Source organism: Lujinxingia vulgaris (genome assembly GCF_007997005.1).
Taxonomy (GTDB): domain Bacteria; phylum Myxococcota_A; class Bradymonadia; order Bradymonadales; family Bradymonadaceae; genus Lujinxingia.
In genome coordinates, this window is record NZ_VOSL01000036.1 from 25,158 (window position 1) to 44,774 (window position 19,617).

13 protein-coding genes are annotated in these 19,617 nt (G+C 65.4%); 8 read left to right on the forward strand and 5 right to left on the reverse strand.

Going from position 1 to position 19,617, the window contains the following annotated elements; translation table 11 throughout:
- Positions 1 to 200: 200 nt before the first annotated feature.
- Positions 201 to 2,849 carry a hypothetical protein gene (locus FRC96_RS07140; RefSeq protein ID WP_146973819.1) on the forward strand — a complete coding sequence of 883 codons (2,649 nt, stop codon included), beginning with the start codon at positions 201 to 203 and terminating at the stop codon, positions 2,847 to 2,849.
- Between the two features lie 185 nt (positions 2,850 to 3,034).
- On the opposite strand, the gene FRC96_RS07145 is transcribed toward FRC96_RS07140, so the two are convergent.
- Both FRC96_RS07145 and FRC96_RS07150 read right to left on the reverse strand, forming a co-directional pair.
- A complete protein-coding gene (locus FRC96_RS07145; RefSeq protein ID WP_146973820.1) occupies positions 3,035 to 4,672 on the reverse strand; it encodes an HmuY family protein in 1,638 nt (545 codons plus the stop codon).
- Positions 4,673 to 4,730: 58 nt separating this feature from the next.
- A complete protein-coding gene (locus FRC96_RS07150; protein WP_146973821.1) occupies positions 4,731 to 6,821 on the reverse strand; it encodes a TonB-dependent receptor plug domain-containing protein in 2,091 nt (696 codons plus the stop codon).
- Between the two features lie 212 nt (positions 6,822 to 7,033).
- Here FRC96_RS07150 and FRC96_RS07155 point away from each other — a divergent pair, with 212 nt between their 5' ends.
- The 4 genes from FRC96_RS07155 to FRC96_RS07170 are packed head-to-tail and all read left to right on the forward strand — an operon-like array spanning position 7,034 to position 11,075.
- Positions 7,034 to 8,062, forward strand: a complete 1,029-nt coding sequence (locus FRC96_RS07155) for a heme/hemin ABC transporter substrate-binding protein (protein WP_230469966.1) — start codon at positions 7,034 to 7,036, stop codon at positions 8,060 to 8,062.
- Positions 8,063 to 8,064: 2 nt separating this feature from the next.
- Positions 8,065 to 9,153: a FecCD family ABC transporter permease gene (locus FRC96_RS07160; RefSeq protein ID WP_146973823.1), complete on the forward strand. Its 1,089-nt coding sequence runs from the start codon at positions 8,065 to 8,067 to the stop codon at positions 9,151 to 9,153.
- A gap of 51 nt (positions 9,154 to 9,204) precedes the next feature.
- The gene (locus FRC96_RS07165; protein ID WP_146973824.1) at positions 9,205 to 10,038 is read left to right on the forward strand and encodes a heme ABC transporter ATP-binding protein; all 834 of its coding nucleotides are present in this window, start codon (positions 9,205 to 9,207) and stop codon (positions 10,036 to 10,038) included.
- Positions 10,032 to 11,075: a hemin-degrading factor gene (locus FRC96_RS07170; RefSeq protein ID WP_146973825.1), complete on the forward strand. Its 1,044-nt coding sequence runs from the start codon at positions 10,032 to 10,034 to the stop codon at positions 11,073 to 11,075. Before FRC96_RS07165 ends, FRC96_RS07170 begins: the two co-directional genes overlap by 7 nt.
- A 257-nt stretch (positions 11,076 to 11,332) precedes the next feature.
- On the opposite strand, the gene FRC96_RS07175 is transcribed toward FRC96_RS07170, so the two are convergent.
- The 3 genes from FRC96_RS07175 to FRC96_RS07185 all read right to left on the reverse strand — a co-directional run bounded on the left by FRC96_RS07175 (position 11,333) and on the right by FRC96_RS07185 (position 12,979).
- A complete protein-coding gene (locus tag FRC96_RS07175; protein WP_230469967.1) occupies positions 11,333 to 11,578 on the reverse strand; it encodes a flavodoxin domain-containing protein in 246 nt (81 codons plus the stop codon).
- A gap of 25 nt (positions 11,579 to 11,603) precedes the next feature.
- Positions 11,604 to 12,263 (reverse strand): hypothetical protein, encoded by a 660-nt coding sequence (locus FRC96_RS21885; protein WP_230469968.1) that lies wholly within the window; start codon positions 12,261 to 12,263, stop codon positions 11,604 to 11,606.
- Positions 12,264 to 12,391: 128 nt separating this feature from the next.
- Entirely contained in the window at positions 12,392 to 12,979 is a 588-nt protein-coding gene (locus FRC96_RS07185; RefSeq protein ID WP_146973827.1) for a PhnA domain-containing protein, read from the reverse strand.
- Positions 12,980 to 13,237: 258 nt separating this feature from the next.
- Here FRC96_RS07185 and FRC96_RS07190 point away from each other — a divergent pair, with 258 nt between their 5' ends.
- From FRC96_RS07190 to FRC96_RS07200, 3 genes are all read left to right on the forward strand, one after another.
- A complete protein-coding gene (locus tag FRC96_RS07190; protein WP_146973828.1) occupies positions 13,238 to 14,536 on the forward strand; it encodes a hypothetical protein in 1,299 nt (432 codons plus the stop codon).
- Positions 14,537 to 16,665: 2,129 nt separating this feature from the next.
- Complete coding sequence (gene lpdA / locus FRC96_RS07195) at positions 16,666 to 18,081, forward strand: dihydrolipoyl dehydrogenase (protein ID WP_146973829.1); 1,416 nt, start codon at positions 16,666 to 16,668, stop codon at positions 18,079 to 18,081.
- A 72-nt stretch (positions 18,082 to 18,153) separates the two neighbouring features.
- Complete coding sequence (locus tag FRC96_RS07200) at positions 18,154 to 19,485, forward strand: dihydrolipoamide acetyltransferase family protein (RefSeq protein ID WP_146973830.1); 1,332 nt, start codon at positions 18,154 to 18,156, stop codon at positions 19,483 to 19,485.
- Positions 19,486 to 19,617 lie beyond the last annotated feature (132 nt).

Consider the following 19,617-nt stretch of genomic DNA (forward strand, 5'->3'; position numbering starts at 1 on the left):
CAGGAGTTATTCCCACAACGAAGAGAATCAGCACCCCATCCGCGGTACTCGCCGCCCTCTTGACAGATCGACCGGCCACCGGGGGGAAGGCCATGTCGTCACGCGTTGAGAGGGATGCGAGGGATGAAGCTGATTGCGATGATCTCGGCCTGCGTTCCGCTGGTGGAGGCCCACCCCCAAACGCATACTGGAGCTATGTTATGCACGTTTTGAACACGAAGATGCCCCGACGGGCATTGGGTTGGTTGATGGTGTTTTTCATCACCGCCACCTTTGCCTGCAACACCGACGACGACGCGGCCGTGCTTCCCGGTGAGGACGTCGAGCTCGATAGCGGCTCGCCGGACACGCCCCTCGAGGATGCTGGCGAGGATGTCGGGCCACCCGATGCCGATGTGACCCCGGCGCCCTCCTGCGACGATGGCGTGCAAAATGGCCAGGAGAGTGGGGTGGATTGTGGCGGACCCGACTGCGGAGCCTGCGAGCTTGGCGAGTCCTGTGAGGCGTCGTCGGATTGCGCCTCCGGCTATTGCACCGGTGAGGTCTGCGTCGATGAGAGCTGCGCCACCATCGAATGTGCTCCCGGAAAATCCTGCTACCGCGCGGTCTGCTACGACGCCTGCGAATCGCCAGATGATTGCGAGGCGGGTTCGCGCTGCTTTGAGGGCGCCTGTGTGGTCCAGGACTGCGACGCGGTCGAGTGCGCCGCCGAGCAGACCTGCTACCGCGGGGTCTGCTACGGAGCCTGCTCCGGTGACGAGAGTTGCACCGAGGAGGGCGCCGAATGCCTCGACGGAAGCTGCGTGGTGCCGACCTGCGAAGACGGCCTGCAGAACGGCGAAGAGACCGACATCGACTGCGGCGGCCCCGACTGTGAAGCCTGCGATCCGGGCAAGATGTGCGAGCTTAACGAAGATTGCCAGCCGCCGGTCGAATCGCCCTGGAGCGAGTGCGACTTCGGCGAGGGCATCTGTGCTGAGGTGGGCACCCGCGAGCGCCTGGTCACGAGCTACGTCTGTGGCGATCAGATGACCTGCGAGATCGTCGAGGAGGTGGAGACTGAGAGCTGCACCCGCGAGACCGACGCGCTCGAATGTGGCGAGACGGTCATTGGCGAATGGGGGCAGTGCCAGGGCGCCGGTGAGCAGGGCGTGTGCTCGACCGAGGGTGAGCGTCGGCGCGTGATCACCAGTTTTGTCTGCGCCGAAGGCGGCTGCGACGTCGTCGAAGAAGAAGAGTTTGAGAGCTGCGTGCTCGACACCGACGACCAGGCCTGCGGCACCCCCGAGGCCGGCGAGTGGAGCGAGTGTGGTGGCTTTGACAGCGTCTGCGATCAGACTGGCGAGCGCAGCCGCACCGTGACCTACTTCGAGTGTGGAAGTGGTGAGTGCGTGGAGCGCGTCGACACCGAGGTGGAGTCCTGCAGCCGCTCCACCACCGGTGAGAGCTGCGGTGAGGAGACCTACGGAGACTGGAGCCCGTGTGAAGGCTTCAACGGGGTGTGTGGCCAGACCGGGACGCAGTCGCGCATGGTGACCTATCGCGAGTGCAACGGCGGTGAATGCTCCACGCGCACCGACACTGAGAGCCAGATCTGCACCCGCGACACCACCGGCGTGGAGTGTCAGGACGATGTCGTCGGTGACTGGTCGAGCTGCAGCTACGAGGACGCGACCTGCTCGACCAGCGGCAGCCGCACCCGCACCATCACCGAGTACGCCTGCCAGGGCGGAAGTTGCGCCCAGTCCAGCCGCACCGAGACCGACACCGCCGGCTGCGCGCGCAGCACCGATGGGCTGAGCTGTGGCGCCGACGAGAACGGCGCCTGGAGCGACTGCTCCTACGCCACCGAGTGCTCCACCCAGGGAAGCCGCACCCGCACGGTGACCTACCGCGAATGCACCGACGGCGGCTGCGCCACGCTGACTCGCACCGAGACCGACAGCGCCAGCTGCACGCGCACCACCGCCGGCAGCAGCTGTGGTGCTGGCGTCACTGAGACGCCCTGGACGGCCTGCAGCGGCTTTGCCGACGTGTGTGACATCATCGGCACGCGGTCTCGGGAGGTCACCACGCGGACCTGCTCGGGCGGAACCTGCCAGTCGAACACCGTTACCGAAAACGGGAGCTGCACGCGCACCGTGGCTCCCGGCACCACCTGTGGAGCGGGCACGACCCACACCGACTGGACGACGTGCAGCATCGCCAGCGGCGAGTGCTCGGGCACTCAGACGCGCACCCGCACCGAACGCACGTGCAGCGGCGGGAGCTGCCAGAGCAACAACTTCACCGAGAGCCAGAGCTGCAACCGGGCCAACGGCACCACCTGCGGTTCGGGTACGACCTGGTCGAACTGGTCGACGTGCAGCATCGCCAGCGGTGCCTGCTCGGGCACCCAGACCCGCACGCGCACCGAGCGCACCTGCAGCAACGGAAACTGCACAAGCAACCAATTCACTGAATCGCAGAGCTGCAACCGGGCCAACGGCACCACCTGCGGCTCGGGTACGACCAGGGGTAACTGGTCGTCGTGCAGCGTCGCCAGCGGTCAGTGCACCGGCAGCCGCACCCGCACGCGCACCGAGCGCACCTGCAGCAACGGAAACTGCACAAGCAACAACTTCACCGAAACCGGGAGCTGCAACGCGTCCAACGGCACAAGCTGCGGGGCGGGCACCACCTACGGCAACTGGTCCTCGTGCTCATTCGCCCCTCTCTGTGAGTTCTCGCACCGGAGTCGCTCGGTGACCACGCGCACCTGCTCCTCGGGAAGCTGCACCTCCTCGACCTCAACGCAGTCCGAGACTTGTTATTACAACGCGCCTCCTCCCGGCACCATGTGCCCCTGATGGTTCTCGTTACACAAAAGGTCTGAGCGCTTCCTGAGGCTCGGCGCCCTGAACGAAAAAACCCCGGCGGTGCATCGCACCGCCGGGGTTTTTTCGTTCAGGGCAACCTTCTGCGCCTCATTGGCATTGTAGGAGCGTCACACCTTGTCGACACATGTGCGGCGAGGTGCAGCCAGGCGTCCTGATCAGAACATCGAGGCGTTGGGACCGGTGTAGGCCAGGCGCAGCGTGTAGACGCCATCGGCAAACGCGTCGACGCGGAGTTTGGCGTAGCCGCCGTCTTGAAGCGCCACCACAAAGGTTTTGTCGGCCGGGCTTACCGTGTGGGTGGTGAAGTCGTAGTCGTACCAGTCGGCCAGCACCGGATTGCCCGAATACTCGGCGCCGGAGGGCTGGATGGTCAGAGTCTCATCGACCTCAAAGCCTTCGGCCGGCGCTTCGGTGATGGCCTCAAAGTCGTCTTCGATGGCGAGCACCGCCACCGAACCTTCCGGGGCGGTGGTGCCGCCGAAGGCGCGGGCCTGGTAGTTCTTAAAGCCGATATCCCAGCGCGCGCCATCCTCCACAACCTGACCCAGGGTCAGCGAGATGTTGGCCCAGCTCTCGGCGTCGGAGGCGTCGACCTCCAGGGTGGTCGCTTCAATCACCGCGTCGATCGCCTCGAAGACAAGCTCGTAGACGCCGCCCTCGTAGCTGAGGATCTGAAGTTTGCCGTAGGTGCCGTCGGCCAGGCGCACCACAAAGACGCCTTCGGCCGGGCTGACGGTGTGGGTGGTCATGTCGTAGTCAAACCAGCTGGAGAGCGCGGCGTTCTGGGCCACGGGCTCGGCGCCGGGGGGGCCTGCGGGAGCCTCCATCGTGTCGACCACAAAGCCCAGGGTGTTGGTGGTGCTCAGGGTCTCGAAGTCCGCCTCAGCGTTAAGGGGAAGCGCGCCGGCCAGGCCCGCGCCGCTGACGCCGCTGTTGGTCTGGAAGCTGGTGCGTTTGATGGCGATATCCCAGACCAGCTCGGTGGTCGCGTCGCTGACGCTGACAGCGTCTTTGTCGACGAGCGAGACGTAGGTCCAGGCCTCGCTGGACGAGGCGTCGATGGTGAAGGCGCCTTCGACCGGATCTTCGGGATCTTCCGGGTCTTCGGGATCTTCCGGATCTTCGGGATCTTCAGGGTCTTCGACGTCCGGCAGCGTGACCTCGCCAGTGGGCGCGGCGATGCTGTCGAAGCGCAGGGTGACAAAGCCGGAGGTGCCGGCCTCGTCGTAGTAGTCGAGGAGCTGGACCTTCACATAATCCTCTTCGCTCAGGCGCAGCACGTAGACGCGGTCGCGCGCGGTGAGCGTGTGGTTGCTCTGGTCGTACTCATACCAGGCCCCCTCCTGCTGGAAGACCAGCCCCGGGTTCTGCCCCCGCTCATCCGGCTCGCCCTGCACATCAGTGATGTAGGTGCCGGCCGGCGCTTCGCTGAGCGCTTCAAAATCTTCGCCTTCCAGGATCTGCACGCTGACCGAGCCGGCGCCGCTGACCCCGCCGTTGACCAGGATCTGAAAACGCTGCAGCGCCAGGTGCCAGTTCTCCTGGTCGAAGTCGGTGCCCTCGACGAGCTCCGCGTCGAGAAGGTTCAGGAACTGGAAGTTCTCGGCGTCCTGCGAGTCGATCGTGATCTGCTGCCAGTCGTACTCCTCACCGTCGGTGTCCGGGTCGGTGTCGGTGTCGGGCTCTTCGGCATTCACGTCGTCGCGAAGATCGTTGGCGCATGCGCTGGCCGTGCCGGCGATGAGAAGCGCCACTAGAAGGCGCCAGATCAGGTTTTTTGAAAGATGCTTCATGTTGAAACTCCAAAATATTCAATGGGTTAGGGTTGGCGTGTGCGAAGGGTGTGAAAGGTCAGTAACGCGCGCTCAGAGACGCAAAGAGGGCGCGCGGGGCGATGGGTAAAAAGCGCGCATCGCCCTGGTTCAAGAGGTTGGTGCCGCGCAGAGACACCGAAACATGCTCGCCAAAGTCGCGCCACACGTGCGCGTCAACGAGCGCCGAGGGCGGCGCGGTGTCGGGCTCGGCGAGCTCGGTGGTGCCGTCGAAGTAGTAGGTGCGCTCGCTTGTGAGCTGGGCGCGCAGGTTGGCTTTGATTCCCAGGGGCAGGCGGTCGGCCCCGAGCGTGAAGCTGAGCCGGTGGGGGGCGCGGCCCTCCAGAGGGCGGTCGAGCTCACGGTCCAGGGTGTCGGTGAGCGTGTAGCCCAGCTCCAGGCGCACGCCTTTGCCTGGGCGCACGCGCAGCATCGACTCGATCCCCCGGGTGCGGGCGCTGGCGATGTTGGTGTAGCTGAAGACCAGCGCCTGGCCGGCGCCGGCGCTCTCGGTGGTCGTGGTGCCGATGAGATTATCGAGCTCGTTCCAGAAGAGGTTGACCTCGACATCAAGCCGCTCCAGCGGGCTCCAGAGCGCGCCGAGCTGAAAGGAGCGCGAGGTCTCCGGCTCCAGATCGGGGTTGCCCTCGATCACGTAGCCCACCGCCGGGTTTTCAAAGTCGAGCAAGAGCTCCTGAAAGCTCGGTGCGCGGTAGGCCATCGCCGCGCTGCCCAGCACGTTGAGCTCCTCGACGACTTGATAGCGGGCCGAGAGGGCGGGGCTGGGGTGAAAGCCGTACTGGGAGTCCAGATCGAGGCGGATGCCGGGCATCACCACCAGCTGCTGGGCGTCGCCAAAAAACCACTCATCCTGGGCAAAAAGCGCCAGGCGATCGCGCTCGCCACCTCCTTCCCGAAGTCGCTCGGAGTCGAAGCGGTGCAGCGCGCCTTCGACGCCGACGGTCAGGATGTTGGTGTCGCTCAAAGAGCGCTCATAGACGCTCTCGACGATCGCCTGGGTCTCGCGGCTGTCCTCGTAGCGATCCAGCGCATCGGAGCGGCGCTGGTCGTAGAAGAACTGGTTACGAAAGACCTGGAAGGTGGCCGTGGTGCGCAGCCGCCCCTCGCCACGGCGCTCGGCGTAGATCGAGCCCAGCGCGTCTTCATAGGCGTTGAGGCGGTCGAAGACCGCGCGCGAGGCGCCGGCGTCGACCCGCTCCTGGCGACGCACCAGATAGGATCCGCGCGCGCCCAGCTCCCAGTGCTCGCCAAGATTCGCCGCCCCGCCCAGCCCGGCCTGCGTCTCATTGTAGGAGCTGCCGGTCGAGAAGATGTCTTCTGGCGAGAGATCGTAGCCATCGGCCTGGCGGTGGTTGGCCTCCAGGTGGGCGCGCCAGCCCTCGCGGCGCATTCCGGCGCGGCCGCCGGCCTCAAGCTGGTTGCGCTGGCCGTAGCCCAGGGTGGCCTCGGCCTCGTAGGGCTCATCGCTTTTGCGGGTGATGATGTTGATGACCCCGGCCATCGCGTCGGCGCCGTAGAGGGCGGAGCCCGGGCCGCGCAGGATCTCGACCTGCTCGATGTTGCGGGCGTTGTAGCGGTCCAGATCGACGACGCCGTTGATGCGCCCGGCCACGCGCTGCCCGTCGATGAGGATCAGCACATAGTCGGAGTCCATGCCCTGCAGGCGCACGCCGGTGCCGCCGACGGTGGGCACGAGCTCCACGCCGGCCTGGGCGGCCAGGATCTCGGAGACGTCGCGGGCGCCGGAGGCTTCGATCGCCTCGCGGTCGATCACCGTGACCGGCACCGGGCTGTCTTCGACGCGTTGGGCGCGACGGGTGCCGGTGACCACCACTTTGCCGCGGGCCTGGCGTGTGCGGCGCTCGGGCTGGGAAGAAATGGGGGCAGTGAGGCTGTCGTCGGCCTCGGGAGCCTCCTCATCCTCAGGCGTGGTGCGCTCGTCGTCGCGGTCTTCGGCCGGGGCGTCGGCGCTTGCCTCCGCGGTATCGCCGGGCGCGGGAGCGTCCTGCGCGAAGGCGTAGCTCGGGCCCAGCGTCAGGACGAGGGCCAGGGCTCCCAGGGAGCGGGCCGGGGTGAGCGCGGATAGCGAGAAGGGGCTGCGGGTCGACATGGTGGATTCACTGCAAGTGGTTCGATATTGAAAACCAGTTTCAATTAGGAGGGATAATGACCGGCGGAAGGACTGTCAAAGAGAAATTGAAATTGAAACCGATTTTCAATCTCTGCTTGATAATGAAATTGTTTTTCAATATCTCCGAGTTCGACTTTAAGTGAGTCGCCTCGCGAAGAGGCGTCTGAACGGACATGAAAAAGGACTCTGAGATGAGCAATGACGCGGCAAACGCCGACCTGACGCCCATAGAACCGACGCGTGTTCGCCGCGCCGATCGCCTCCTCGCGTCTCTGGCGATGATCCTGGTGGTGGCCTGCGCCGCCTCCCAGCTGGCCTGCGACTCCGGCGCTGCCGATAGCAGCGCCGCGCCCACCGCCGAGGCCAGCGCCGCAGCGCAAGATGGCGAGGGCGCCGAAGGTGAAGAGGCCGCCGCAGCGGACGACGCCGTTGAAGCCGATCGCCTGGTCGTGCTCGGCGGCGCCATTGCCGAGATCGCCTTCGCGCTGGGCGCCGGCGATCAGGTCGTCGCCGCCGACAAGTCTGCGCAGTATCCGCCTGAGGCCACCGAAGTTGCCTCGCTCGATTACTACCGCATGACCTCGGTGGAGGCGGTGCTCTCCAATCGCCCCGATCGCGTGCTCGCCACCGAAGGCGTGGGCCCGGCCGAGGTGGTCGACCAGCTCAAAGGCGCCGGCGTCGAGGTCACCGTCTTTGAAGAGCCCACCGATGTGGCCAGCGCGCGGGAGCGCATTCTGAAGGTTGGCGAGGCGCTGGGGCGCAGCGATGAGGCCGAGGCGCTTGTGGCCGAGCTCGACGCGGAGCTTGAGAAGGCCGAAGCCGCCGCCTCGCAGGTCGACGAAGGCCTGCGCGCGATCTTTGTGTACGCCCGCGGCCAGGGCACGCTGCTCATCGGCGGCCGGGGCACCAGCGCGGCCACCGCCATCGAACTCGCCGGCGCCAACCTTGTGACCGAGTACGAGGATTTTCGCCCGATGAGCGCCGAGGGGCTGATCGCCGCGGCGCCCGATGTGGTGGTGATGACCGAAAAAGGTCTGAAGAGCCTGGGCGGCGCCGAGAAGGTCTGGGAGCTGCCGGGCATGGCCGAGACGCCGGCTGCGGCCACCGGCCAGGTCGTCGCCATCGACGATCTGAAGCTGCTGGGCTACGGCCCGCGTCTGGGGGAGGCGGTCAGCGAGCTGAGCGCGGGCTTCTCCAACCTTGAGCGCGCGGAGAAGTAAGGATGAGCGCGGCGATCCCCCATAGCCCCGAGGTGGGCACAGCGCCCAGCGCGCGTGCTTCGGACCGGGCGCGGCGCCGCAGGGCCGCGCTGGTGGGCTTAAGCGGGGTGCTGGCGCTGGTGGGGCTTCTCAGCCTGGGCGCCGGCGCGGTCGCCATCGCCCCCGGTGAGGTGTGGGCGGCGTTGATGAGCCTGATCTTCGGGAGCACCAGCGCCGACGCGATGCACCTGGCTGTGGTGGGCTCGATCCGCGCCCCGCGCGTGCTCTTCGGCGCGTTGGTCGGTGCCACACTGGGGGTGAGCGGTGCGGCGCTGCAGGGGATCTTCCGCAACCCGCTGGCCGATCCGGGATTGATTGGCGTCTCCAGCGGCGCCTCGCTGGGCGTGGCCTGCGCGATGATGCTGGGAGGCTCGCTCACCGGATTTGTCGCCGGCGCGATGATCCCGGCCGCCGGCTTTGTGGGCGGCCTCATCGCCACGATGATCGTCTACCGCCTGGCCACCCGTGGCGGCCGCACCGACGTGGCCACGATGCTTCTGGCCGGCATCGCCATCAACGCGTTCTGCGGCGCCGGGCTGGGCCTCTTGATCTATGCGTCGAGCGACACGGAGCTTCGCGACTTCACCCTGTGGACCCTGGGGAGCCTGACCACCGCAAGCTGGAAGACCCTGATGCTGGCCACCCCGGTGGCGCTCATCGCCATCGGGCTTCTGCTCTCCCAGCAGCGCCAGCTCAACGCGATGCTTCTGGGCGAGTCGGAGGCCTACCATCTGGGCATCGACGCCAACCGCGTCAAAAAACGCGTGGTGGCGCTGAGCGCGCTGGCCGTCGGGGCGAGCGTGGGCTTTTCCGGGATGATCGGCTTTGTGGGCCTGGTGGTCCCGCATCTTTTGAGGCTTGCCGGTGGCGCCGATCATCGCCTGGTGCTCCCGGGCTCGGCGCTGCTGGGCGCGGCGCTTCTGGTCGGCGCCGACGCCCTGGCCCGCACCGTGGCCGCGCCGGCGGAGCTTCCCATCGGCGTGATCACCTCGCTTATCGGCGCGCCTTTCTTCTTATGGCTGCTTACGCGCCAGCTCAGAGGGGTGCGCTGATGATTTTTGATCAGAAAAACAATGGCTTAGCGATGCGCGACGAGGTCAACGATGAGTGAGCTTCGTGCCCATGAACTCAGCGTGCGCCTGGGGGGTAACACGATCGTCGAGAACATCAGCCTCGGGGTGCGCCCTGGCGAGTTTCTGGCGGTGGTGGGCCCCAGCGGCGCCGGAAAGTCCACGCTCCTGGGCGCGCTCTCCGGCGAGCTGCGAGAGGAGTCGGGTCAAGTCAAACTCGACGACCGGGCGTTGCATCGCTGGCGCCTCGACGCGCTCGCCAGGCGCCGCGCGCTCCTGCCCCAGTCGCCAGCGCTGACCTTCCCCTTCCCGGTGATCGACGTGGTGCTGATGGGCCGCCAGCCGCTCAACGAGGGGCGCGTGAGCCGCGTCGACGAGGTCATCGCCCGTGACTGCCTGCGTCTTGTGGGCATCGAGCACCTGGCCGAGCGGGCCTACACCACCCTCTCGGGCGGAGAGCGCCAGCGGGTGCATTTTGCTCGGGTGCTTGCCCAGGTCGGGCCGGAGCGCGACGACGCCCGCTACCTCTTGCTCGATGAGCCTACCTCCCAGCTCGATGTCGCCCACGCCTTCTCGGCGCTGCGGGTGGCCCGGGAGTTCTGTGAGCTGGGCGTGGGGGTGATCTGCGTGTTGCACGATCTCAACCTGGCGGCCCGCTTCGCCGACACCATCGCCCTGATGGCCCGGGGGCAGCTGCAGGCCATCGGCGCCCCGCACCACGTTTTAACCACCGACTTACTGGCAACCCATTTCGGGGTCGACGCCGACATCGTCGACCACCCCCGCACCGGCGCCCTGCAGGTCGTCGTGCTCGGGGACCGGCTTTCTTTTGACGACCACACTGCAACGGAGGCGACACCATGCTGAGCACCCACACCCCTGATCCTTCGCAACTTCTCAACCAACTCCACACCCTCAAAGAGAGCGAGCCCAACATCCGCGCTCGCCGCGCCGCTGAGCGCCTCGGTGTGAGCGAGGGCGAGCTGCTGGCAAGCCAGATCGGCCAGAGCGTGGTGCGCCTGGAGGGGGATTTTAAGGAGATGATCAAGGGCTTTGAGGCCTTTGGCGAGGTCATGGCGCTGACCCGCAACGAGTCGGCGGTGCACGAGGTGCACGGCCGCTACGAAGATATCTCGTTCAACGGGCAGGCCGGCCTGGTGCTCAATCCGATGATCGATCTGCGCCTCTTTATGTGGTCCTGGCATCACGGCTTTGCGGTGGAAGTTCCCTTCCGCAACGGCGTGCGCAAGAGCCTGCAGTTCTTCGACATCGACGGCACGGCCGTGCACAAGGTCTACCTGACCAAAAAGACCGACGAGGCCGCCTGGGATTCTTTCGTTCAGGAACACACCGCCGCCGACCAGACGCCTTATCTGGAGGCGAAGGCCAAAAAAGCAAAAGATCCGGAGACCCCCGACGCCGAGATCGACGTGGAAGGGTTTCAGAAGACCTGGCGCGAGCTTCAAGACACCCACGACTTCTTCGGCATGCTGCGCGAGTACGGCGTGACCCGCACCCAGGCGCTGCGCCTGGCTCCCGAGGGCTACGCTCGCCAGGTCAGCAACGAGAGCGCCGTCACCGTGCTCGAGGTCGCGCGAGACAACGAGGTTCCGATCATGGTGTTCGTGGGCAGCAAGGGCTGCATCCAGATCTACAGCGGCAAGGTCAACAAGCTGGTGCGCACCGGGGAGTGGTTCAACGTGCTCGACCCGGCCTTTAACCTGCACCTCAAAGATGGCGAGATCGCCCAGGCCTGGGTTGTGACCAAGCCCACCGTCGACGGCGACGTCACCGCCCTGGAGGTTTTTGACAAGGATGGCGAGGTGATCGCGCTCTTCTTCGGCGCGCGCAAGCCGGGGATTCCGGAGTTGGAGGCGTGGCGGGAGATTGCGGGGGCGCTCTAAGGATTCGGTTTGGTGAGGGGGGCCGGGGGGCCATTTGATCGAGAAGCTCGTGAAAATGCTTGAGCTGGTTGCTCATGCTCGTGCTCGTACTGGTAGCGCGTACTCGTACTGGTGCTGGTACTGGTAGCGTGTACTCGTGCTCGTACTGGTACTGGTAGCGCGTACTCGTACTCGACCTCACCATAAAAAACTTTGAAGAACGCCCGCACGAATCGACCACCACCGCAAACCTCGGCGCCCCACAACCACCCAACCACTCAACCACCTAACCCCAACCCGCGCGCCCCCCGGCGCCCGACCGAAGCTCCCAACATCGCGAACCCCCGGCGCCCGGCCGAGCGCATGATCAGGCGCTTCATAAAGCCGTAGCGCGAGAAGGGCATCGCGCCGGCGAAAGCTGCCAGAAGCATGGGCTGCCAGCCGGTGGCTTCCAGAAAGACGTCGGCGTAGTGGTGCACCTCCTGGCGGCTCTCCTCGTCGTCGCCGGCCGCGGAGAGGCACACGCGGCCGAGTGCCCGGATGCGGGGGCTATTTGTGGGCTAAGGCAGCCCGGGAGGGGGGAGGTGACCTCCCCCCTCCCGGGCAGGCCGAGCCCGCGGGAGGGAGGTGAGCTGCGGCGACGGGGCACACGTAGCCAGGCCGGAGCGCTGGCGGCGCTCCGATGAGGCTGAAGGAGGGTGGGCGGAGCGCTGGCGGCGCAAAAAAGAGGCTCGGGAAGCCCTGCGGGGGGGAGGGGCCCCCCCCGGGTCGGGGCTCGGAGAGGGCGGCGCGGGCAGGTGAGGTGGCGGCACCGGGGCAGGGGGAGCCTGTGGGGAGGGCCAGCGGAGCTCGGACGGGGGGGAGCGTGTGGTCTGGGAGGGGGGGCTCGAGCTCGGGCTCGGGCACGGGCTCGATCTCGAACTCGAACTCGAACTCGGGCTCGGGCTCGAACTCGATCTCGGGCTCGAACTCGATCTCGGGCTCGATCTCGGGCTCGATCTCGGGCTCGATCTCGGGCTCGATCTCGGGCTCGATCTCGGGCTCGATCTCGGGCTCGATCTCGGGCTCGATCTCGGGCTCGAACTCGATCTCGGGCTCGATCTCGGGCTCGATCTCGGGCTCGTTCTCGACCTTGTGTTGGAACTCGACCCTGGCACGACCGCCCAGACGAATCGACCACCGCCGCAAACCTCGGTGCCCCACAACCACCCAACCACCCAACCACCCAACCACAACCCGCGAACCCGAAACGCTTCAACCACACCTGCGAACATCGCGAACCCCGGCCGCCCGCACCAACTCCCCATATCGCAAACCCCCGGCGAGACCCCGCCGGCTCAGGCCTTCTTCAAAAACATCGTCTTGAGCACGATCACCGTGCCGTTGACGCGGCCCTCGACGTGTTCGGGGTTGTCGGTGAGGTGGATGCCTTTGACCAGGGTGCCGCGCTTGGCCACAAAGGAGGTGCCTTTGACGTCGAGGTCTTTGATCAGGGTGACGGCGTCGCCCTCGCTAAGCTCGGTGCCGTTGCTGTCGAGGGTGCGCGGGGCGTCATCGTCGGGGGTGTGGATTCCCTTTTCGGCCCAGGCAAGCACCTCGTCGGGGAGGTAGGCCTGGGCCAGCAGGTCGGCCGCCCAGGTGGCGCGGGGGGCCAGCCTGTGCAAGAGCCGGTAGCTCAAAACCTGCACCGGTGCCACCGGGCTCCAGATGGCCTCCTGCAGGCAGAACCAGTGGGTCGGATCGAGTTCGGCGTCCTCGCCGCTGATCTGGGTGCGGCAGCCGGCGCAGAGCAGGGCGGCGTGTTCGGCGCTCTCGGCCTCGAAGGGGGCCACTCCGAAGGGGGCAAGCTCGTGGTGGGCGCCGCAGAGCTCGCAGATGTTCCCGGAACGGTCTACCAGGTCGTGTGTCAGTCGGGCGTCGGTCATCGTCAGGCTCGTCAGGTGAGAAGGGGGGGAAACGCGTGGGTCGGACCACGCGCTCGATCGCCCCGAAAGGGGGGATGCATGCTCCTAGCAGTCAAACGACGCGGCGTCATCCGGGGAAAGAGCCGCCGGGCAGGGCCTTTGTCCCGGGAACCCCTTGCGGCGTAGACTCTGGCGCGGCGAGTGACGCAGGTGCGCCCGAGTCTGCGCCGCAAGGGGCGCTCCGATGATGGCAATGCGATGGACATGAGGGTGAGCGCGATGACACGAAACGCGATGATGGCAGGCATGGTGGCGATGGGGTTTTTGGTGGGATGTGCCCGCGGGGCGACGTCGCGTCCGGACTCGCCAGAGCCCGCACCACGCCAGGATCGGGTGGCCCCCTGGACGCTGGAGGAGGCAGTCGCCACGCTCTGCGATGGGGTCGATGGCTGCGAGCTGGCCCAGGCCCAGGCGGTGCAAGGGGGGCGTCCCGCGCTGATCTGTGCGGGTGAGGATGACTGCGAGCCGGGGCCAGCCGGTCAGCGCCCCGGATCGGTCATCGAGTCCCTCTACGTGGTGACGCTGCGATGGAGCCCGTTGAATACGAGCAGCACCTGCGAGCTCTCGGAGGTCTACCGTGTCGATCTGCAGGCCCGCGAGGCGCGTCTTATAGCGCGCCCCTGCCAGGAGGGGCGCGTGGTTCATGAGGTCAAGCTGACCCACGGTCAGCTCACCGAGCAGCGCACAAGTGGCTCGGCGTCGAACGTGGTGTTTGATTCCTTCAGCTACGACGTGCCCGCGGCGCGCCCCATCGAGAGGCATCATCAGGAATTCATGGCCGAGTGGGGCGTGGCGCGGCGAGAGAGCTGGAACTTTGAGCGTCTGAGCGGACGGATTGACTATGAGTTGACCTGTGAGGGGAGCGCGGTCCGCGCGCGGGAGAGCATGGTCGTCGACGCTCGCCAGGTTTCTCGTAGCGACGCCGCACGCGCTGCATCCCGGGACTGGACCCGGTGCTCAAGCCCCCTGGGCGATGAGCGCTCCGGGGTACGCATCGCGCTGGTCAACGGCACCCGTCTGATCGTGCAGTGGTCCGACGCGCTCCCGGGCGATGGCCAGGCCCCCTTGCCCGAGAGGCTGGGTGAGCTGGTGGTGCAGCTGGCCAGCGAGCGCCAGAGTCTGGAGCAGACCGGGCTTCTCTGCCCGGGGCAGCAGGCCTCCGGAGACAAGGGGCTCACCACCCTTGAGATCCCCGTGTTGGTGGAGGGCCGCTATGAGGCAGCGGGCCTTGAGGCCACCTGGCATCGGGAGGGGCGACGCGTGACCGGCGTCCTTGATTTCAGTACATCGCCCGAAGCTTTCGCGCTGCGTCTAAACCCCTCGAAGGTCAGCCCGGCGTCGGCGACGTTGCCCCCGGAGCAAAAAAGCCTGAGCACCCTGATTCCCGCAGATCTCAGGCTTGTAGGCAGCGCCCGGGCCCGGGTTGAGCTTCCCTGCGTGGTGGAGCACGACGAGGTAAGGGTGGACTACGACGCCTGGGCGGCCGGGCGCGAAGTGCAGCTGATTCAGCCGCGCTGAGGAGGGGGGGCGTGGGGGTTCGCGGTGAGGGGCGATTTTTGAGACCGTGGGGCGGGTTTCGGGTGTGGTTGTGTGGTTGTGTGGTTGTGTGGTTGTGTGGCGCGGGGGTTTGCGGTGTGGGGCGATTCGTGTGTGCGTGGGGAGGGTTTCGGGCTGCAAAGGATGAAAAGATTTGGTGGTCGGGGATAGGTGCGCACATTGAGAGTAAGTCACGAAGAGAGCACGACGCTTCGTGGCGGCGTAGATATCAGAACATGTTATTAAGTTAGCAGGTTCTGATATCCGAATCTCACATCAAACTGTCGACGTCTTAAGTGACGCAGGTTTGAAACGAGAGCGCCAGAAGTTGTATGAAACTGCCGACGTCTTAAGTGACGCAGGTTCTATACAACGGGTCGAAACCAACTGCCGACGTCTTAAGTGACGCAGGTTGGAGTCGACGGAGCCGCTTCACAGAAAGGTGTCGATGCCCTCAAAAGCATCGACACCGGGTGAAGCCGCCAAAGCGTCACGTAACAGAGAAAGCGTTTTGTAAAAAACGCCGAGGTTGCGCGACATAGAAAAACCCGGGCCGAAAGGCCCGGGCTTTTTTGTCTCTGGCGGTGTGGAGGCTGACCGTGGGTCGTTGGAGGGGCAGTGTTTATGCGGGTGATGTGGGTCTCTCGGACGGGGAGATGCTGGGGTTGGGGGTATCGGTCGATTTGTGTGTGCGTGGGGAGTTTTTCGGGTGTGGTTGTGTGGTTGTGTGGCGCGGGGGTTTGCGGTGAGGGGCGATTTTTGAGAGCGTGGGCGGATTTCGGGTGTGGTTGTGTGGTTGTGTGGTTGTGTGGCGCGGTGGTTCGCGGTGTGGGTTGATTCGTGAGGGCGTGGGGAGGTTTGCGGGCTGAAAAGGATGAAAAGAGTTGGTGGTCGGAGATATGTGCGCACATTGATATTAAGTCACGAAGAGAGAACGACGCTTCGTGGCGGCGCAAGACCTCAGATGATGTTATTGAGTTAACATGATCTGGAGTTAAAGGGTCGAATTGACGTGTCGACGTCTTCATTGACGCAGCGTTGAGACGGCAGCGCCAGAAGTTGTATAAAGCTGCCGACGTCTTAAGTGACGCAGGGTTTATACAACGGGTCGAAACCAACTGCCGACGTCTTAAGTGACGCAGGTTGGAGTCGACGGAGCCGCTTCACAGAAAGGTGTCGATGCCCTCAAAAGCATCGACACCGGGTGAAGCCGCCAAAGCGTCACGTGACAGAGAAAGCGTTTTGTAAAAAACGCCGAGGTTGCGTGACACAGAAAAACCCGGGCCGAAAGGTCCGGGTTTTTTGTGTCTGGCGGGTAGGTGGGGTGACCGTGGGTCGTTGGAGGGGCAGTGTTTATGCGGGTGACGTGGGGTTTTTGAACAGGTAGATGTTCGCGTTTGGCACACGCTTGCTCTCGGACTCGACCACGATCTCGGACGCGGACTCGGACTCGATCACGACCTCGGACTCGAGCCCGTGAACCGCCCGAGGTGCACACGAATCGACCCACCTCGCGAACCTCGGTGCCCCACAACCACCCAACCACCCAACCACCGAACCACCCAACCACCCAACCACAACCCGCATACCCCCCAACCCAAACGGATCCAGGGCGGTCGATGGCAAGGAGCAAGGAGGAGCGCGCGCTGGCGCTCGACGTCGATTTCGGACTCGAACCCATGAACCGCCCCGGGTGCAAACGAATCGACCCACCTCGCGAACCTCGGTGCTCCACAACCACCGAACCACCCAACCACCCAACCACAACCCGCATACCCCCCAACCCAAACGCATCCAGGGCGGTCGATGGCAAGGAGCAAGGAGTTGCGTGTAGCAGCGCTACCGCGACGACGCAGCGACACAGCCAGCGTCGTCCTGAGCGCACACCCCCCAACCCAAACGCATCCAGGGCGGTCGATGGCAAGGAGGCAGGGATGAAGCTGTAGCAGCGCTACTGCGAATCCCTGACGACGCGGCCAGCGTCGTCCTGGGAGCGTTTGGCAACCTTGACAGGGAGGGGGGGCGTAGTACGTTACGGGCCGGTTGCAGCTGAGAAATTTTGACCCTTTTGAGCGCCCCCGAAATCGGGGCGTCTGGCGCAGGAGACGGGCATGAGTCAGTACGATGTCGTGGTGATTGGATCGGGGCCGGGAGGCTATGTCGCGGCCATTCACGCCGCACAATCCGGGCTGAAGACGGCCATCGTGGAGCGCGAGCCCACCGAGCGTCTGGGCGGCACCTGCCTCTTGCGCGGCTGCATCCCCACCAAAGCCATGCTGCACACCGCCGACATGCTCGAGACGCTTAAAAAAGGCGACGAGATCGGGGTGAGCGCCTCCGATGTGGCGCTCGATATGGACAAGATGCACGCGTACAAGGCGAAGGTGGTCAAGAAGAACGCCGGCGGCGTCAGCTACCTGATGAAGAAAAACAAGATCGACGTGCACCTGGGCCACGGTCGTCTGGCGGGCAAGGGCAAGGTCAGCGTGGAGGCCGCCGACGGCAAGACGCAGACCCTCTCGACCAAAAACGTGATTCTGGCCACCGGCTCGACCTGCTTCCACCTTCCCTTCATCGATATGAGCCCGGCGCGGGTGCTCGACTCCGACGGGATTCTGGAGCTTGAGGAGGTGCCGGAGCACCTGGTCGTGATCGGCGCCGGGGCTGTGGGCACCGAGTTTGCCAGCGTGTTTTTGCGCTACGGCTCCAAAGTCACGTTGATTGAGATGGCCCCGCGGGTGCTTCCTTCCGAAGATCACGAGGTCTGCGCCGAGGCCGAGAAGTCCTTCAAGAAACAGGGCATGACGGTGCTGACCAGCTCGAAGGTCACCGACGTCAAGGCCGACGACAAGGGCGTCAAGCTCGTCGTCGAGACCAAAAAGGGCGATAAGACCAGCTCCCAGACCATTGAGGCGTCGCACCTGCTGGTGGCCGCCGGGCGCGCGCCGCGCACGCAGGATATCGGCGCCAAAGGCACCCAACTGAAGATCGACGATCGTGGCGTGGTCGAGGTCGATGAGTTCATGCGCACCGGTGAGCCGGGCGTCTACGCCATCGGCGACATCGTCAACACCGCCTGGCTTGCCCACGTGGCCTCCAAAGAGGGCATCCTCGCCGTCGACCACATCGCCGGCAAGAACCCGCGCCCCATCAACCATCGCCTGGTACCGATGTGCACCTATTGCAGCCCGGAGGTCGCCTCGGTGGGCCTGAGCGAAGAGGCGGCGAAAGAGGCCGGTTATGATGTGAAGACGGGCGTCTTCCCCTTCAGCGCCATCGGTAAGGCGGCGATCCTCAACAAGACCGAAGGGTTTGTGAAGATCGTGGCCGACAAAAAGTACGACGAACTTCTGGGGCTGCACATCATCGGGCCGAAGGCCACCGAGCTTATCACCGAGGGGACCCTGGCCATGGAGCTGGAGTCGACGATCGAGGAGCTCTTGATGACGATTCACCCCCACCCCACGCTGGCCGAGGCGGTGGCCGAGGCGGCGCACGCGGCGATGGGTCACGCCATTCACATCTAAAGGGCCTGAGCGGGTCGATGTGAGGCAGAAGTTCAATCAAGACGTTTCCTGACTGAAAGAGAGGATGGCGAGATGCGAAGCGAAGTGGTGATGCCGCAGATGGGAGAGTCGGTGACCGAGGGGACGGTGACCGCGTGGCTCAAAGAGATCGGCGATTTTGTGGAGCGCGATGAGCCGCTCTTCGAGATCACCACCGATAAGGTCGACGCCGAGGTGCCCAGCCCCCTGGCCGGTGTGCTGGTGGAGCGTCTGGCGAAGGTGGGCGACACCGTCGAGATCAACACCGTGGTGGCGGTGCTCGATACCGAGGCGAAGCCCGGTGAGGTGAGCGCGGCCTCCAGTGAGGCGGCGTCGGCTCCGGCGAAGGCCGCCTCGGTCAGCAGCGGCGCGGCTTCTGCGAGCTCCGGTGGTACGGCCACCGCGCTTGCGACGCCGCCTTCGGCCGCGAGCAGCAACGGTGTGCCCTCGCGCGAGGAGCTTCGCCGCACCCGCTCCACCCCTCTTGTGCGTCGCATCGCGCAGGAGCACGGCATCGCCGATCTTTCGCCGATCGAAGGCAGCGGTATGAGCGGCCGGGTGACCAAGGCCGACATCATGGCCTTTATCGAGTCGGGCGCCCACCAGGGCACCAACGGCTCGACCGGCCCGATCGCCTCGCGCTCCTCGCAGCCTGCACAGCAGACCCGCCAGGCGCCGCCGGCTCCGCCCATCACGCTGGGCGATCGCGATCGTTACGAGCCGCTCGGGCCGCAACGCGCGGCCATCGCCGAGCATATGACCCGCTCGCGCGCCACCAGCGCCCACGCCCACACCATCCACGAGATCGACTTCTCGGCGGTGTCCAAAGCCCGTAAGCGCATGAAGGGCGAGTTTGAGGAGCGCGGCGTCAAGCTCACCTACACCGCGTTTATGGTCAAAGCGGTGGCCGACGCCCTGCGCGCCTTCCCCGTGGTCAACGCCTCGCTCGATGGCGATCAGCTCGTCTACCGCGGCGATATCAACGTGGGCGTGGCCGTGGCGCTCGACGCCTCCTTGATCGTGCCGGTGGTGCGCAACGTCGATGAGCTCAGCCTGCTGGGTGTGGCGCGCTCCATCAACGATCTGGCCGAGCGCGCGCGCACCAAACGCCTCAAGCCCGACGAGGTCCGCGGGGGCACGTTCACGCTCTCGAACCACGGGATCTTTGGCCCGGAGTTCGGCGTGCCCATTATCAACCAGCCGCAGACGGCGATCATCAGCACCGGCGCCATCAAAAAGCGGGTCGTCGTCGATCAGAAGACCGACGCCATCATGGTGCGCCCCACCGCGATCTTCTGCATGTCCTTTGATCATCGCACCATCGACGGGGCCACCGCCGATAAGTTTCTGGCGCATATCCGCCAGACGCTCGAGGGCTGGGAGTAAGTGGAAGATTTCAAGCATCGAGGCAGCGATGAATTTGAAACGTTGCCGGCCGGTGTTGAATCTCAAAGGTAGCGGCCGGCTCGAGTGTCGGGCTGGCCATATCTCCAGGTTTGATCATGCCGCGCGAAGTGC